This is a genomic window from Streptomyces sp. NPDC006450 (assembly GCF_040612195.1).
Lineage (GTDB): Bacteria > Actinomycetota > Actinomycetes > Streptomycetales > Streptomycetaceae > Streptomyces.
This window is the reverse complement of sequence record NZ_JBEXPT010000028.1, coordinates 1-16,367: the sequence shown is the minus strand read 5'-3', so window position 1 is coordinate 16,367 and position 16,367 is coordinate 1. Positions and strand designations below refer to the sequence as shown.

General features: G+C 72.2%; 15 protein-coding genes. 5 read left to right on the top strand and 10 right to left on the bottom strand.

Annotation, left to right across the window (positions count from 1 at the left end; genetic code table 11):
* Window positions 1-21: 21 nt before the first annotated feature.
* Window positions 22-1,236 (top strand): acetate kinase, encoded by a 1,215-nt coding sequence (locus tag ABZY57_RS12220; RefSeq protein ID WP_356510891.1) that lies wholly within the window; start codon window positions 22-24, stop codon window positions 1,234-1,236.
* 63 nt (window positions 1,237-1,299) lie between these two features.
* Window positions 1,300-2,730, top strand: coding sequence for a pyruvate kinase (pyk, locus tag ABZY57_RS12215; protein WP_356510889.1), 1,431 nt, complete (start codon window positions 1,300-1,302; stop codon window positions 2,728-2,730).
* 129 nt (window positions 2,731-2,859) lie between these two features.
* Here the strand turns inward: pyk and ABZY57_RS12210 are convergent, their stop codons facing one another.
* The 4 genes from ABZY57_RS12210 to ABZY57_RS12195 form a co-directional block, all read right to left on the bottom strand.
* Window positions 2,860-4,107, bottom strand: a complete 1,248-nt coding sequence (locus tag ABZY57_RS12210) for a hypothetical protein (RefSeq protein ID WP_356510887.1) — start codon at window positions 4,105-4,107, stop codon at window positions 2,860-2,862.
* Window positions 4,097-4,684, bottom strand: a complete 588-nt coding sequence (locus tag ABZY57_RS12205) for a DUF6114 domain-containing protein (protein ID WP_356510885.1) — start codon at window positions 4,682-4,684, stop codon at window positions 4,097-4,099. Before ABZY57_RS12205 ends, ABZY57_RS12210 begins: the two co-directional genes overlap by 11 nt.
* A 111-nt stretch (window positions 4,685-4,795) precedes the next feature.
* Window positions 4,796-5,437, bottom strand: a complete 642-nt coding sequence (locus tag ABZY57_RS12200) for a DUF6230 family protein (protein WP_356510883.1) — start codon at window positions 5,435-5,437, stop codon at window positions 4,796-4,798.
* Between the two features lie 624 nt (window positions 5,438-6,061).
* Window positions 6,062-7,069 carry a tetratricopeptide repeat protein gene (locus ABZY57_RS12195; protein ID WP_356510881.1) on the bottom strand — a complete coding sequence of 336 codons (1,008 nt, stop codon included), beginning with the start codon at window positions 7,067-7,069 and terminating at the stop codon, window positions 6,062-6,064.
* A gap of 272 nt (window positions 7,070-7,341) precedes the next feature.
* On the opposite strand from ABZY57_RS12195, the gene ABZY57_RS12190 reads away from it, so the two are divergent.
* A complete protein-coding gene (locus ABZY57_RS12190) occupies window positions 7,342-8,004 on the top strand; it encodes a TetR/AcrR family transcriptional regulator (RefSeq protein ID WP_356510879.1) in 663 nt (220 codons plus the stop codon).
* Here ABZY57_RS12190 and ABZY57_RS12185 read toward each other — a convergent pair.
* The 6 genes from ABZY57_RS12185 to ABZY57_RS12160 form a co-directional block, all read right to left on the bottom strand.
* Window positions 7,946-8,497 carry a hypothetical protein gene (locus ABZY57_RS12185; protein ID WP_356510877.1) on the bottom strand — a complete coding sequence of 184 codons (552 nt, stop codon included), beginning with the start codon at window positions 8,495-8,497 and terminating at the stop codon, window positions 7,946-7,948. The genes ABZY57_RS12190 and ABZY57_RS12185 overlap by 59 nt on opposite strands.
* A gap of 26 nt (window positions 8,498-8,523) precedes the next feature.
* On the bottom strand, window positions 8,524-10,224 hold the full coding sequence (locus ABZY57_RS12180) for a methylmalonyl-CoA mutase family protein (protein WP_356510875.1): 1,701 nt from the start codon (window positions 10,222-10,224) through the stop codon (window positions 8,524-8,526).
* 84 nt (window positions 10,225-10,308) lie between these two features.
* Window positions 10,309-10,638, bottom strand: a complete 330-nt coding sequence (locus ABZY57_RS12175) for a DUF3817 domain-containing protein (RefSeq protein WP_356510873.1) — start codon at window positions 10,636-10,638, stop codon at window positions 10,309-10,311.
* A gap of 59 nt (window positions 10,639-10,697) precedes the next feature.
* Window positions 10,698-11,783, bottom strand: coding sequence for an MBL fold metallo-hydrolase (locus ABZY57_RS12170; protein WP_356510871.1), 1,086 nt, complete (start codon window positions 11,781-11,783; stop codon window positions 10,698-10,700).
* A gap of 180 nt (window positions 11,784-11,963) precedes the next feature.
* Window positions 11,964-12,473, bottom strand: coding sequence for a MarR family transcriptional regulator (locus ABZY57_RS12165; protein ID WP_356510869.1), 510 nt, complete (start codon window positions 12,471-12,473; stop codon window positions 11,964-11,966).
* Between the two features lie 20 nt (window positions 12,474-12,493).
* Window positions 12,494-13,780 carry an MFS transporter gene (locus ABZY57_RS12160; RefSeq protein ID WP_356510867.1) on the bottom strand — a complete coding sequence of 429 codons (1,287 nt, stop codon included), beginning with the start codon at window positions 13,778-13,780 and terminating at the stop codon, window positions 12,494-12,496.
* A 160-nt stretch (window positions 13,781-13,940) separates the two neighbouring features.
* Here ABZY57_RS12160 and ABZY57_RS12155 point away from each other — a divergent pair, with 160 nt between their 5' ends.
* Both ABZY57_RS12155 and ABZY57_RS12150 read left to right on the top strand, forming a co-directional pair.
* Window positions 13,941-14,927 (top strand): DUF5937 family protein, encoded by a 987-nt coding sequence (locus ABZY57_RS12155; protein ID WP_356510865.1) that lies wholly within the window; start codon window positions 13,941-13,943, stop codon window positions 14,925-14,927.
* A 288-nt stretch (window positions 14,928-15,215) separates the two neighbouring features.
* Window positions 15,216-16,250 carry a glycoside hydrolase family 6 protein gene (locus tag ABZY57_RS12150; protein WP_356510863.1) on the top strand — a complete coding sequence of 345 codons (1,035 nt, stop codon included), beginning with the start codon at window positions 15,216-15,218 and terminating at the stop codon, window positions 16,248-16,250.
* The last annotated feature ends 117 nt before the right edge of the window (window positions 16,251-16,367 follow it).

Genomic DNA, 16,367 nt, shown 5'->3' with positions numbered 1-16,367 from the left:
CGCAAAGGAAAGACCCTCATCGTGACCGCATCGCGCGTACTCGTCCTCAACTCCGGCTCCTCGTCGGTGAAGTACCAGCTGCTCGACATGGCGGACTCCTCCCGCCTGGCGGTCGGCCTGGTGGAGCGCATCGGCGAGGAGACCTCCCGGCTCGTGCACGAGCCGTTGACCGGCCCCGGTGCCGCGGGCGGCAAGCGCGGGACGACCGGTCCGATCGCCGACCACGGGGCGGCGCTGCGGGCCGTGGCGGCCGAGCTCGCCGCGGACGGGCTGGGCCTGGACTCGCCCGAGCTGGCCGCCGTGGGCCACCGGGTGGTGCACGGCGGGACCAAGTTCACGCACCCGACGCTGATCGACGACGCGGTCCTGGCCGAGATCCGCGCCCTGATCCCGCTCGCCCCGCTGCACAACCCGGCGAACGTGACCGGCATCGAGGTGGCGCGGGAGCTGCGCCCCGACCTGCCGCAGGTCGCCGTCTTCGACACGGCCTTCCACTCGACCATGCCGGAGCACGTGGCGCGGTACGCGATCGACGCCGCGACGGCCGACAAGTACTCCATCCGGCGGTACGGCTTCCACGGCACCTCGCACGCCTACGTCGCACGGGCCACGGCCGAGCTCCTCGGCAAGGCCGAGGAGGACGTGAACGTGATCGTGCTCCACCTGGGCAACGGCGCCTCGGCCTCGGCCGTGCACGGCGGCGTGTGCGTGGAGACCTCCATGGGGCTGACCCCGCTGGAGGGCCTGGTCATGGGTACCCGTTCGGGCGATCTGGACCCGGCGGTCGTCTTCCACCTGGCGCGCGTCGGGGGCATGTCCATCGACGAGATCGACTCGCTGCTCAACAAGAAGAGCGGTCTGCTGGGTCTGTGCGGCGACAACGACATGCGCGAGGTGCAGCGGAGGGCGGCGGAGGGCGACGCCTCGGCCCGCCTGGCGCTGGCCTCGTACGTCCACCGTCTGAAGAAATACATCGGCGCCTACTCGGCGGTCCTCGGCCGGGTGGACGCGGTGGCCTTCACGGCGGGCGTGGGCGAGAACTCCTCCGACATCCGGGAGATGACCCTGGCCGGTCTGGCCGAACTGGGCCTGGCGCTCGACCTGGAGGCGAACTCGGTACGGTCCTCCGAGCCGCGCCTGGTGTCCGCGGAGTACGCACGGGTGGCCGTGGCCGTGGTCCCGACGGACGAGGAACTGGAGATCGCCAGCCAGACGTACGCGCTGGTTACCGGGTAGTCACTTTGGACTTTCCGCCAGACGGAATATTCCGCTACGAAACAAACCGATAGGATCCGCTCCATGCGCCGTTCCAAAATCGTCTGCACGCTGGGCCCCGCCGTCGACTCTTACGAGCAGCTGAAAGCTCTCGTAGAGGCCGGTATGAACGTGGCCCGATTCAACTTCAGCCACGGCTCCCAGGCAGAACACCAGGAGCGGTACGACCGCGTCCGGAAGGTCTCCGAGGACACCGGGCGTGCCGTCGGCGTCCTCGCCGACCTCCAGGGCCCGAAGATCCGCCTGGAGACCTTCGCCGAGGGTCCCGTCGAGCTCGTCCGCGGTGACGAGTTCACCATCACCACCGAGGACGTCCCGGGCGACAAGTCCATCTGCGGCACGACCTACAAGGGTCTGCCGGGCGACGTCTCCAAGGGCGACCAGGTCCTGATCAACGACGGCAACGTCGAGCTCCGGGTGACCGAGGTCGAGGGCCCCCGGGTCAAGACCATCGTCATCGAGGGCGGTGTCATCTCGGACCACAAGGGCATCAACCTGCCGGGTGCCGCCGTCAACGTCCCCGCCCTGTCGGAGAAGGACGTCGACGACCTCCGCTTCGCCCTGCGGATGGGCTGCGACATGGTCGCCCTGTCCTTCGTGCGTGACGCCAACGACGTCAAGGACGTCCACAAGGTCATGGACGAGGAGGGCCGCCGGGTCCCCGTCATCGCCAAGGTCGAGAAGCCCCAGGCCGTCGCCAACATGGAGGGCGTCGTCGCGGCCTTCGACGCGGTCATGGTCGCCCGTGGCGACCTCGCCGTCGAGTACCCGCTCGAGAAGGTCCCGATGGTGCAGAAGCGCCTCGTGGAGATGTGCCGCCGCAACGCCAAGCCGGTGATCGTCGCGACCCAGATGATGGAGTCGATGATCACCAACTCGCGCCCGACGCGCGCGGAGGCCTCCGACGTCGCCAACGCGATCCTCGACGGCGCGGACGCGGTCATGCTGTCCGCCGAGTCCTCGGTCGGCGCCTACCCGATCGAGACCGTCAAGACGATGTCGAAGATCGTCGAGGCGGCCGAGGAGGAGCTGCTGTCCAAGGGCCTGCAGCCGCTGGTCCCGGGCAAGAAGCCCCGTACCCAGGGCGGCTCCGTCGCCCGCGCGGCCTGCGAGATCGCGGACTTCCTGGACGGCAAGGCCCTGGTCGCCTTCACCCACTCCGGTGACACCGCCCGCCGCCTGTCGCGCTACCGCGCGAACCAGCCGATCCTCGCCTTCACCACCGACGAGGGCACCCGCAACCAGCTCACGCTGAGCTGGGGCGTCGATTCCTACGTCGTCCCGCACGTGGACAACACCGACGCCATGGTCGACCTGGTGGACGTGGAGATGCTCAAGCTCCAGCGGTACAACAAGGGCGACACCATGATCATCACCGCCGGCTCGCCCCCCGGCGTCCCCGGCACGACCAACATGGTCCGGGTCCACCACCTGGGCAGCGGTTCCCGCGACTGACGTCGCACCGCCGCACCGTCGCTCCACCGGTACAGCCTCTGCCGCACAGAGACCGAGGGCGGCACCCCGATCCGATGAGGATCCGGGGTGCCGCCCTCGGTGCGTGCGGCCGCGCGAGACCGTACGCGTCTACTCCTCCGGGCCGATGTAGTTCTTGAGGCCCGGGACGGTCAGGGTGCCGCCGAACTGGCCGGCCTGGACGACCTTCACGTTCGTGAAGAACGCGAAGGGGACGTTCAGGGGCGGCGGGCTCTTCGGGGTGAACTCGATCGGGATGATTCCGAAGAGGTTGCCCTTGAGGCTCTCGGTGTACATCGTCACCTTGGCCCCGCGGATCTTCGAGGTGGACCCCGGGCGGGACTTCAGGTGGGCGACGTGCTTGCCCTTGCCGACCGTCTGGTAGAGGTCCTTGATGTCCAGCGAGTCCGCGGTGAACTTCAGGACGGTCTTGGTCTTGCCGCCCGCCGTCTTCACCTCGACGATGCCCTCGTAGTCGAGGCCGTAGAGGGTCAGCAGCGAGCTGTCCAGGTACCAGGGCTCGTCCGGGAGCAGCGGGATGCCCTGCTCCATTTCGGCGTCGGCCAGGGCCTTGGCGTCGTAGGTCGGGCAGGGGAAGGGTTCCTTCCCGTCCTTGCCCTTCGAGCCCTCCGTGGCCGTTTCCGGCTTCGGCTTCGGCTTCGGCTTCGCCTCGCCCGTCTCGTCCTTCGGGGTGACCTTGGTGCCCTTGACCTCCTCGGAGAGCTCCGAGACCGAGACGCCGGCCGTCTTCGCGGCATCACGGATCGCGGCCGCGGTCGGGTCCGCAGTGGGCGCGGACGCCGCGGTCGCCGTGGCGGTCGGGGTCGGGGTCGGCGCTGCCGGGGCGCCCGTGAGGGGCTTGCCGAGCTCGTCGACCAGGCCCTCGATCGCGGCGCCGACGCCGAGCGGGTCCAGCGGGTTCGCCACCTTGGCCGGGGCGACCGCCGCCGGCATGAGGCCGGGCTGCTCGACGGCCTTCGACGCCGACGGGCTCGCGCTCGGCGAAGGCACCGCCGTGGGCGACTTGCCCGGTGAGGGCGTCGTCCGCGGAGTCTTGGACGGGGTCTTGGAAGGCTTCTTCGACGCCGACGGGGAGGGCGACTCCGCGGGCTCGTCGGACCGCGTCACGCACGGTCCGGGCGCGAAGGGGATGTCCTTGTCGTCGGCCACGGCCAGCTTCGGCGCCATGCTCATGCCGACGAAGACCGCGGTCGGCATGGCGGCCAGCGCCATCGTCTTGCCGACGGGTATCTGGATCTTCGTCAGCAGCGACTTCCTGGGCGCCGCGTGGCGCGGGCCCGTCCTCTCACGGGACCCCGCACCCGGAGCCTCGCCCCGTTGCGTTTCGTCACCCCGCACTGTTCCTCCCGCCATCGGCGTGGGCAGTCGTCTCGCTCGCATATGCGGTCGTTTCCGTTTCGCGCTGTCCCGGGAAGGCCTGGGGGACCATCTGCTGCGTCTCCTGCGGCAGCGAACCCCCCGCGTCCTTGCCGAGGTCCACGGCCTGTGCCTGCACGGCCTCGGCCGGCCCGCCCGGCACCCAGGCCAGCGCGAGGCCGCCGCCGACCAGCGCGAGGGTGAACCCGACGCCGAAGCCACCGAGGTTCGACACCGGCAGGGACACCAGCGCCAGCAGGATCGCGGCGACTCCGGCGAAGATCCGGACGCCCTGCTGGAACCAGAGCGCAAGGCCCAGGGTGACCAGCAGGACGCCGATGATCAGTGAGCCGGCGCCGGCCGTCGTCGCCATCGCGAAGGTGACGTTGCCGAGGCGGACGTCCGCGTACGGGATGTAGCCGATCGGAAGGCCACCGAGGAGGGTGACCAGACCGGCCCAGAAGGGGCGGCGACCGCTCCAGGCGTGGAAGTGGTAGTACGCCACCGTGAGCCAGGCGTCGTCTTCGGCGCGCACGTAAACCGGGGCCTGGGGGTTCATGGACAACAGCTCCCTGAAAACGGGTGGTACGGAGAACGATGTGGAGCCCGGACGGGCCGACGACGACGGTGGCCGTCGCCCCCGGCCCGTCCGGTCAGGAGTCCGGACGGACTACTTCTCGTCCTGGTAGCACGGCTTGTCGCCGCCGTACAGGCGCAGGTTGAGGTCGGGCAGGGTGAAGGTACCCGCCGTCGTCGCCCACGCCTTCTGGCGCACCTTCGTCAGCGTGGCCGTCTTGGCGCGCTGCGAGAACAGGGCACCGTCCGCCAGCGTGCCCTCCTTCGGCTTGGTGGTGTGCGAGCCGTCACCAGCCGCGACACCGATGTCGAGGTCGCCCAGGACGGCGTCCGCGTCGAGCTCGGCGACGTCGAGGTAGATGTTCTTCGCAACGGCGGGCGAGCCCTTGTGGCCCGTCTTCAGCTGCATGGTGATGTTGCCGAGCGGGGTCTTCGTGACCAGCGACTGGCACATGTTGGTGATCTTGGCTTCCTTGAAGCCAGAGATGATCACCGGGTGGTAGGACTTCTTGTCCGACTCCAGGGTCGCGCCCTGGGCCACGCTGCCGTACTGGATCATGTCGGTACCGACGAGAGAGTCGGCACTGACCTTGAAGTCCTGGCCCGAGACGCTGAAGGACGCCGCGAGGGCACCCTGCGCCAGACCCACTCCGACCGCCGCCGTGGCAGCGATGCTCGGCACCATGACGAGCGCGAAGCGCTTCCATCTGGTCCCGCCACGAATCTGGGAAATCATGTTCGTTCCTCCTTCTCGGACGTACATCTCCGGTCCGGGCGGTGCCCGTCCTGGGATGGGAGAAGTGCTACGTCCTCGGGAAGGAGCGCGAGCGGCCGAGCCGCGGCAATGCCGCGTCCGTACACCGGCGTTCACCCCCGAGCGACAACCACTTGGCCACGCGTTCGCGCAACCTGGGGGGACAGGCCCCGCCGTGTGACGGAGACCCCCCTGTCCCACGGCCGGTGCCACTGCCACCGGCCGGCCCGGTGGGGACCCTCCACCGCGGCTCCGGATGAGCGGCTCTGCGGGAAGGACCGAGCGTCGCCGATCGTGGTCCATTCACGGCCGGGGCACAAGGGGGTTCGTTACTGGCGGGTAACGGCCAGATAACCTGAGGGAGTCCCACCCCCGCCGGGCAGCAACACAGGGTGTCACCAAGGGCCACGACAGACCGGGGGAAGAGTGAACACACCGGACAGTTCACGGGGTTCGATTTACTGCGAGTAACAGCGGCCGCGATTGCCAAGTTTTGGCAAAGCGCGGCCGCTGTTTATCTCTGTGTCAACAAATCACCGGTTGCGTGCGGGTGCTGTGCCGGTGCTGTAGCGATGGCATGTCGGTGGCATGCGGGTGCCGTGCCGGCTAGAAGAGCACCCTCGCCAGCGCCGTACGGGCCGAGGTGACGAGCGGGTTGTCCGGCCCGACCACTTCGAACATCTCCAGCAGGCGCACGCGCACCGCGTCGCGATCCTCACCGAACGTCACCTTCACGGTGTCCACCAGCCGCCCGAAGGCGTCCGCCACGTGACCGCCGGCCAGATCCAGGTCGGCCGCGGCGATCTGGGCCGCCGGGTCGCGCGGGTTCTCGGCCGCCGCGGCGCGCACCGCCTGCGGGTTCATGTCCTTGACCCGGACGAACAGCTCGGCCTGGGCGAGGCCCAGCTTGGCGTCGGTGTTGGACGGATCGGCCGCGAGTACGTTCTTGTAGGCGCGCACCGCCCCGTCCAGGTCGTCGGCGTCCAGCGCCTCGATCGCCTCGTCGAGCAGTGCGTCGTACGGGCCGGCCGGCTCCTCGGCCTCCACGGCGCCCGTCCCGGGGGCTGCGGCGCCCTCGGCGGCGGGGTCCACCGCGACGCCGACGACCCCGAAGCGCTCCTCGGCGATCTGGACCAGCTGTGCCAGGACCCCGCGGACCTCGCCCTCGGACGCGAAGTCCTGGAACAGCGGCATCGCCTGACCGGCGACCACGGCGAAGACGGCCGGAAGGGCCTGGATGCGGAACTCGCGGATCAGGTTCTGGTTGGCCGCGACGTCGAGCGCGGCCAGCGCGAGGCGGCCGTTCGCCTCGATGGTGAGCCGCTCCAGCAGCAGGCTCAGCTCCTGCCCCTGCTCGAAGCCCTCGGCGCGGAAGTCGAGGATGACCGGAACCTCGCCCGAGAGCGGGACGACGTGGCTCTCGAAGCGGGTCTCGTCGGTGTCGAAGACGAGCGCGGACGGCGGAACGGCCCCGGCGGGCGCGGGCGCACCGCCCTGAGCGGCCTTCCGGGCCGCGTCGGCGCGGGCCTGCTCGGCCTTGGCCTTGGCTTCGCCGGCCGCCTTCACCGCGGCGAGGTCGACGACGCCGCTCATGGACATGTTTCTGGGCTGCATGCGTACATCCTCCCCCGAGTGCGCGCGCCGACGAAAAAGATCGGCCGAAACGAACCGATCGCGGTACCTGTCGTGCTGATGAGCCCTGTCGTGCTGCTCTACTGCCCTGTTGTGGCGCCGGGTCCCCACCTGGCGCCGGTAGCTCTTCGCGTGGTTGCCGCTCTTACGCTACGAGTCGTAGCGTAACTCCCCCCGCCCGCCCGCGCCTCGTGATCTGAACCACACCCCCGGGGGGCGGATCGCCTCTGCTACCGGCGGGTATGGTCTCGGCCATGCGCAACCCCAGCTCGGACACCTCCTGCCCGCCCGGCCGCACCGGCCGCCCGCGCAGTGCCGCGGCCGACGCTGCGATCCTCGCCGCGACCCGGGACGCGCTGGTGGAGCTGGGCTGGTCGAAGCTGACGATGGGGGACGTCTCGGTGCGGGCCGGGGTCGCGAAGACCACCCTCTACCGGCGCTGGTCGGGCAAGAGCGAACTGGTCGTGGACGCGGTCGCGGAGCTCTTCGATTCCCTCGAACTCCCCGACCGGGGCTCGCTCGAAGCCGACATCGAGTACGTGGTGCTCCAGTTCGCGGCGCTGCTGCGGCGCCCGGAGGCCCGTACCGCCCTGATGGCGGTCGTCGCCGAGTCCACCCGGGACGAGGCCCTGCGGGACCGGATCCGGTCGGCGATCGTGGACCGGCAGAAACGTCTCGTCGTACTGGGGCGCGAACGGGCGCAGGCCCGGGGCGAACTGCCCTACGAGGCGGACGAGTCCCTCGCCGCCCACACCACGGACCTGATCTTCGACGTGATCGCGGGCACGGTGGTCCACCGTGCGCTGGTCAGCTCAGAGCCGGTGGACGAGCTGTGGGTGGCCACCTTCACGTCCCTGCTCATGTACGGCCTCCAGGGTTCCGCCGCCGGCCCTTCCGGCCCCGCACCGGCGGTGTGATCACCGCGGGCCGGCCGCCGTCCGACAGGGGCAGGAAGTCCTCGCACCAGGCCGGCGCCGAGGCGATCAGCGCCTCCGAGCGCGGATTGTGGCCCGGCCAGGGCCTCGGCCGCCCCGGCCAGTCGGCCCAGCGCAGGCTGTCGGCCTCCTCCGGCGGCAGCAGCCCTGAGCCCACCAGGGCCGCCCGGCCCGCTTCGAGCCCGGCGAGCCGGTAGCCGTACTCCGAGGAGTCCACCTCGTGGACTCGGGCGTCGGTGAGCAGCACCGAAGCCGCCACGCCGTCCAGGCCGCGCACGATGCCCGCCCGCACGCAGGACACGTACACCTCGGGCAACCGACGCTCCGCCGGCACGGCGTTCAGGACCTCCGTCAGCCCGTCCCGGCCGGGCGGCTCGAAATCGGCGGCGATGTACGCGTACGGCCCGCAGCCGGTCTGCATGAGCACGCGGGCACTCACCCCGTACACGGGGACGGGAAGGCGGCGGCCGGTCATGGCCGCCACCTTAGGCCCAGGGGCCCTCAGAACCCCGGCGGCTCCGTGTAGGTGCCCCACTCGTCCCGCAGCAGGTTGCAGATCTCGCCCATCGTGGCCTCGGCGCGCACCGCGTCCAGCATGGCGGGGATCATGTTCGATCCGTCGCGGGCGGCGGCCAGCATGGCGTCCAGCGCCGACTTCACCTTCGTGTCGTCCCGGCCGGCCTTGCGCTCCGCGAGCTCGCGGACCTGTACGCGCTCCACCTCGTGGCTGACCCGCAGGATCTCCAGGTCCCCGGTGACCGAGCCGTGGTGCACGTTGACGCCCACGACCCGCTTGTCGCCCTTCTCCACCGAGCGCTGGTACTGGAAGGCCGACTCGGCGATCTCCCCGGTGAACCAGCCGTCCTCGATGCCCCGCAGGATGCCCGAGGTGATCGGGCCGATCGGGTGCTGCCCGTTCGGGTGGGCGCGCAGCCCGCGCTCCTTGATCTGCTCGAAGATCTTCTCGGCGTCGGCCTCGATGCGGTCGGTGAGCTGCTCGACGAACCAGGAGCCGCCCAGCGGGTCGGCCACGTTGGCCACGCCGGTCTCCTCCATCAGCACCTGCTGCGTGCGCAGGGCGATCTCGGCGGCCTGCTCGCTCGGCAGCGCGAGGGTCTCGTCGAGGGCGTTGGTGTGGAGGGAGTTGGTGCCGCCGAGGACGGCCGCGAGGGCTTCCACGGCGGTGCGCACGACGTTGTTGTAGGGCTGCTGGGCGGTGAGGGAGACCCCGGCGGTCTGGGTGTGGAAGCGCAGCCACATCGCCTTCTCGGACTTCGCCCCGTACACCTCCTTCATCCAGCGGGCCCAGATGCGGCGGGCTGCGCGGAACTTGGCGATCTCCTCGAAGAAGTCGAGGTGCGCGTCGAAGAAGAAGGAGAGCCCGGACGCGAAGTGGTCCACGTCCAGCCCGCGCGAGAGGCCCAGCTCCACGTAGCCGAAGCCGTCGGCGAGGGTGTACGCGAGCTCCTGTGCGGCCGTGGCCCCGGCCTCGCGGATGTGGTAGCCGGAGACGGAGAGCGGCTTGTAGGCGGGGATGCCGTTCGCGCAGTACTCCATGAGGTCGCCGATGAGGCGCAGGTGCGGCTCGGGCTCGAAGAGCCACTCCTTCTGGGCGATGTACTCCTTGAAGATGTCGGTCTGGAGCGTCCCGTTCAGGACGGCCGGGTCGACGCCCTGGCGTTCGGCGGCCACCAGGTACATGCAGAAGGCGGGCACGGCGGGGCCGCTGATGGTCATGGAGGTGGTCACGTCGCCGAGCGGGATGTCCTTGAAGAGGATCTCCATGTCGGCGGCGGAGTCGATGGCGACCCCGCAGTGGCCGACCTCGCCGAGCGCGCGGGGGTCGTCGGAGTCGCGCCCCATCAGGGTGGGCATGTCGAAGGCGACCGAGAGCCCGCCGCCGCCGGCGGCCAGGATCATCTTGTAGCGCTCGTTGGTCTGCTCGGCGTTCCCGAACCCGGCGAACTGCCGGATGGTCCAGGTCCGCCCCCGGTAGCCGGTGGCGTGCAGGCCGCGGGTGTACGGGTACTCCCCCGGCCAGCCGATGCGCTCGAAGCCCTCGTACGAGTCGCCGGGCCGGGGTCCGTAGACGGGATCGACGGGATCGCCGGAGAGCGTGGTGAAATCGGCCTCGCGCTTGCGGGCCTTGTCGTACCGGGCCTGCCAGCGACGGCGGCCTTCCTCAATGGCGTCAGCGTCCATGCTCTGAATTTACTAGGACGTCCTAGTAAATGTCGATGGCCAACCCCCGGGGAGTCGCCCCGGGGGCGGATGGATCATCTGAGGTCAGGCGCGGGCGGCGGCCGGATCGCCGGCGACGAGGGGCTCGACTTCGGCGCGGATCCTGCGCTCGACGAAGAACGCGGCGAGCGGGATGGTGCCGGAGACCAGGACCCACAGGAGCTTGCCGAACGGCCACTTGGCCTTGGAGCCCAGGTCGAAGGCGAAGACCAGGTAGACCATGAACAGCACACCGTGCGCCTGCGAGACCGCGAAGGTCAGGTCGGCGCCGGTGTCGAAGCCGTACTTCGCCACCATGCAGGCACAGAGGATCAGGAGCATGACCGCGGTCACGTAGGCCATGACGCGGTAGCGGGTCAGCACGCTTCGTTTCATGCCGTCGAGCCTAGCCGTCCGGTCGGCACGATCTTGACGGGGGCCGGACGGCCTCCGGGTCAGCCCGAGCCGGGCGGCGGGGCGGCCGGTTCCGGGTTCCGCGGCCGCGGGCGCGACCAGGGCGCGTCCACGGCGTCCGACTCCGGACGCAGCCCGAGCTCATGGAGCTGGTTGACCGCCATCATGGCCGTGAACAGCGCGTTCGGGTTGGCGCCGCCGATGCCCAGGTCGGCGACGGCCCGGGCGAAGCGGGCGGTGAAGGCGCTCGCGCCGACCCGCTCCCCCTCCCCGGCCCCGCCGGCCTGCGCCACCAGCCCGAGCCCCGCTTCCTGGAGGGCCACGGCCTGGCCCAGCAGCCCGTCCAGGTGGGACACCGCTTCGGCGCCGCGGCGCACGGCGAAGGTGTGCCCGTCGGTGAGGATCCCCGCTTCGCCCGCCTCGAAGAGGAGCGCGGCGGAGCCCAGTACGGTCTGGAGTTTGAGCTGGTCGGCGTCGGCCATCGCACCGCAGGGCCCGTTGCCCTCGTCGGACAGGTGCAGGACGCGCGGGTCCCGCAGGTGCACGATCACGTGCCCGGCGCAATGCCCCTGGCTGCGCAGCACGCGGACCGCGCCGTCGGCGAAGGTCCAGCCGGTGAACCGGAGCGGGCCGATCCGGATCTGCTCCGGCGGCCGTTCCTCGTAGGTCCGGGTCGTCTCGCCGAAGGGCCGCATCGGCTGGAAGAGCGCGACCACCGCGGCCGCGGTCCGTGCGGGCTCCGGGAGCGCCGCGGGCCCGGCGACGCGCGCGAAGGACCGCACCCAGTAGTCCAGCGGGTCCCGCATCTGAGCCACGTCGGGGGCGGGGACGTAGTGCTCGGCCGGTACGCCCAGCCCGTCGGCCAGGTCGTTGTTGCCCACGTGGTCGAGGTGTCCGTGCGTGGTGAGCACCAGCGCCCGGGACCAGGGGCCGACACGGCCGGCCGCCTCGAGCAGCGCCGCGCGGAAGACCTCCGTGACACCGGTGTCGACGAGCACCAGGGTGTCGCCGGCCCGGTGCACCAGGGCGTTGGCGACGTCCGGCTGCCCGTGAGCGAGGTCCAGGCCCTGCCCGAGGACCAGGACGGTCCGCTCGTCGATCTCGATCAGGTCACCGAGCGCGGTCATCGGCCCTCCCGCGGTCCAGTCCGGGCCCACCCCTGCCGAGCGTACGCCGCCGTCGGGGAGGGCGCCGCCCGCGTCAGGCGGCGGGGGCGGGGCGGGAGCCGGGGACAGGGACAGGGACAGGGACAGGGACAGGAACAGGAACAGGAAAGGGGGCGGGGGCGGGGGCGGGGGCGGGGAAGGTCACTTCTCTTCGAAGTCGGCCGCGGCCACCCGGAGCGGGCGCAGGAGCGCGAAGATCTCCGCGCACTCCTCGGCGTCGTAGGCGCTCAGCCCGAAGTCGATCTCCATCAGCGCCTTCGTGGCCGCCTCGACCACCTCGCGGCCCTTGTCCGTGATCGACGCGAGGGTGCCGCGCCCGTCGTTCGGGTTCGGTCGCCGGGCGACGAGGCCCGACTTCACCAGCCGGTCCACCGTGTTCGTCACCGACGTCGGGTGCACCATCAGCCGCTCGCCGATCTTCGACATCGGCAGTTCCCCGGCCTTGGAGAAGGTCAGCAGCACCAGCGCCTCGTAGCGCGCGAAGGTCAGACCGTACGGCTTGACGACCGCGTCGACCTCGCCGAGCAGGATCTGGTGCGCCCTCATGATCGAGGTGATCGCGGCCATCGAGGGGACCGGACCCCAGCGTTGCTGCCAGAGTTCGTCGGCGCGGGCGATCGGGTCGAAGGGAAGGCTGAGCGGCTTGGGCACGATCAGACCCTACCGGGCGGTCATTTGGCGGCGGGACCCGTCTCACGCCTCGGCCCGTCCGTCCGGCGCACCTCGGCGAGCAGCAGCAGGACGACCCCGGTGCCCAGTACCGCGGCCGACGCGACCACCACGTGCACGGGCAGGAACTCCGCCGCGACCCCGGCGAGCGCCATGCCGACGCCCTGAAGGGTCATCAGACCGGTGCTGAGCAGGGTCATCGCCCGCCCGCGCAGGTCCTCGGGGACGGCCTCGACGTACCACTGGTCGAGCCCGAGGGTGTACGCGTGGGCCAGCCCGGCCAGGACGAGCGCGGCCGGCAGGAGCGGCAGGCCGGGCCGGACGGCGTACACGAGCAGCGGCAGCAGCGAGAGCGCCGCGAGCGGGGCCGTGATCCGCGAACGCGTGCGGGCGGTGAGCGCGGAGCCCGCCCAGACCTCCCCGGCGATGGCTCCGGCCGGCATCGCGCACATCAGCAGCCCGAGCCCGGCGGTGGAGATGCCGAGGCCGGTGGCGTACGGCGTCAGCAGGGCCTCGGGTACGACCACGAAGAGCGGCGGCAGCCAGGACAGCAGCGTGAGCGCCCGCAGCCGGCGGTGGCCCAGGACGGCGCGCAGCCCGGCGAGCGGGGAGACCCGCGGGCCGGCGCCCGTACTCCGGGCGGGCCGGGCCCGGGTGCCCAGGCGCAGCAGGACCGCGGAGCCGAGGAAACCGGCGGCCGTGAGGAGGATGGCCCCGCGCGGGGCCAGCACGGTGAGCAGCAGCCCGCCGAGCCCGAAGCCGATGAGCTGGGCGCTCTGCGCCACCATGCGCAGCAGTGAGCGGCCCAGGACGTACGCGTCGCCCGTGCCGAGGACGTCGGCGAGGGAGGCGCTGCGGGTGCCCTGGAACAGCGGCGCGACGAAGGCCATCGCGCAGCGCAGGACGAGGAGCAGTGCGACCGGGGTGCCGGGCGCGGCCATGGCCGCGGCGCAGGCCGCGCAGACGAGGTCGCAGCCGACGAGCACGCGGCGGGCGGGGAGCCGGTCGGCGAGCGGCGCGAGGAGGGCGCCGCCGAGGGCGTAGGGGAGGAAGCCGAGGGCGAAGGTGAGCGCGCTCATCAGGGGGGAGCCGGTGGCGCGGTAGACGAGGACGGTGAGGGAGATCTCGGCGATGACGACGCCGAGCACGGACAGCAGGTGCGCGGCGAAGACCGGCCGGAACTCCCCGACCCGGAAGACGGCCCGGTACCCGCCCGGTTCCGGCACGGGGGGCTCGCTCCGGCCGGGGGCGTTGGCTGCCGGGGACGCGGACGGTTCTGCGGTGGTCATACGGTGCACCTTGGCGGCGCCTAGGCTGGGGTGACAGCGATTCGTCCCCACACGAATCACCTGCGTCCCTCCCCGCCCCGACCCCCTCCCTGGCATCCCTCGCCTCTGCGCCCCGCCGGCCTCGCGGCCCCGCCCGAACCGTCCCGCCCCGGAGGGACCCGTGCCCTTCCACTTCCGCTTCGGCCCCGCCGATCTGCTGCGCTGCCGGTTCTCGATCTCGCCCCGCTGGGAGACCCAGGAGGCGGTACGCGTCCTGCTGGACCGGCGGCGCCACGCCTACCACCTGCCCTGGCTGCGCGGGATCCGCACGGCGGCCGCCGGGCTGGACCTGCGGCCGCTCTGGCTGCTGATGCCGCGCACGGGACACAATCCGGACTTCCTCAGCCCGCCCCCGACGGGCCCGTCGGTCACCTTCGAGGAGGAGCTGGCGCGGGTCCGGGCCGCCGATCCGCAGGAGGCGCGGGAGGACCTGCGGCGCTCCCTGGTCTGCACCCCGGGCGCCCTGGAGAGCGCGGCCGGGCAGCGGATGCTGGCGGATCCGGCCCGCGCCGTCCAGGAGCTGGCCGACCTCTACGAGCAGGCCTGGCACGTGCTCGTCGCCCCGCACTGGCCCCGGCTGCGCGCCCTGCTGGAGGCGGACGTCCTGTTCCACTCCCGGCGGCTGGCCGCGGGCGGGCTGGAGGCCCTCTTCGACGGCCTCCACCCGGACCTGCGCTGGTCGGGAAGCACCCTCAGCATCGCGCGCCGGGGCCACCACGACCGCTCCCTCGACGGCCAGGGCCTCCTCCTCATGCCCAGCGCCTTCGTCTGGCCGGAGGTGGTGGGCGGCTACGACCCGCCGTGGCAGCCGACCCTGGTGTACCCGGCCCGCGGCATCGGCGCCCTGTGGACGGCCCCGGCCGGCCCGGCCCCACGGGCACTGGCCCGGCTGCTGGGCCGCGCCCGCGCCGACGTCCTGTGCGCACTGACCGAGCCGGCCTCGACCACCACCCTGGCCCTCCGCCTGTCCCTGGCCCCCTCCACCGTCTCCGCCCACCTCAAAACCCTCCAGGAGGCCGGCCTCCTCATCCCCTCCCGTCACGGCCACCACGTCCTCTACGAACGCACCCCTCTGGCCATCGCCCTGACCAATCCAGCCCCGCACTGACCCATCGAGCCCCACCGGGGCAGCCCCCGGCCCCGCCGGGCAGCCCCAGCCCCGCCGCGGGTACACCCGGCCCCGCCGGCGTGTGAGGCGCGGGGTCCGGGAGCGGAGCCCCCGGGGCGGTCCGGGCACAGCCCGGGGAACGGAGGAAGGGCGGGCAGGGGACGGCCCCGCGCAGCGCCCCACCCGCCCCCACCCGGCCGCACCCGGCGGTGTCGCACTCCGCCCTGACTGCCCGTTATGTCACGATGACCCGGTCCGCAGCCAGCCCCTTCGTCCCGAGGAAGCCGGATGCCAGGCCGCCGCAGAGCCCCGCGCAGACGCCCCGTCACCCTCCTCACCCTGACCCTGACCGCCCTCACGGCGGCAGCCGCCTGCTCGCCCGCCCCCGCCACCCGGCCGGAATCCGCGCCGCCCCACCGCCCCGCGGGCGTGGGCCTGGTCGACGAGTCCCCGTTCTGGGTGGATCCGCAGAGCGACGCCGCCCGCCAGGTCGCCGCCTGGGAGGCACAGGGACGCAACGGCGACGCCCAGGTGCTGCGCCGCATCGCCGACCGGCCGATGGCCCTCTGGGGCCCGGCCGGCGACCCCGGCCCCGAGATCCGCCGGGCCGGGGCGAGCGCCCGCGCGGCGGGCCGCACCCTGGTCCTCGTCGCGTACAACATCCCGTACCGGGACTGCGGGCAGCACTCGGCGGGCGGCGCCAAGGACGCCGCCGCCTACCGGAGCTGGATCGGCGCCTTCGCCGACAACATCGCGGACACGAAGGCCTTGGTCGTCCTGGAGCCGGACGCGGTCCCGCACCTCGTGGACGGCTGCACCCGGGCCGGCCACCGCGACGAGCGGCTGCGGCTGCTCTCCGAGGCGGTCGACCGGCTCAAGCGCAACAAGAACACCAAGGTCTACCTGGACGCCGGCAACCCGGCCTGGATCCCGGACCCGAAGAAGCTGGTCGCTCCCCTCCACGAGGCCGGACTGGAGCGCGCCGACGGCTTCGCCCTCAACGTCTCCAACTTCCAGCCCAGCGCGGCGGGCCGCGCGTACGGCGCCGCCCTCTCCAAGGCCACCAAGGGCAAGCACTTCGTCATCGACACCAGCCGCAACGGTGACGGCCCGCTCCGCGGCGACCGCGGCCAGGCCTGGTGCAACCCGCCGGGCCGCGCACTGGGCACGCCGCCCACCGACGGGACGGGTGACCCCCTCGTGGACGCGTACCTCTGGGTCAAGCGCCCCGGCGAATCGGACGGCACCTGCCGGGGCGGCCCCCCGGCGGGCACCTGGTGGCCGGACTACGCCCTGGGCCTGGCCCGGCGTTCCACGGACTGAGCGGGGGGGGGGGGGCGGGGCGGGGGGCCCCCCGCCCCCCCCCCCCCCCCACAAACCGGCCCCCCCCCCCCCCCCCCCCCCCCCCCCGCCCCGGCGCGGGGCGGGGCGGGGGGCACA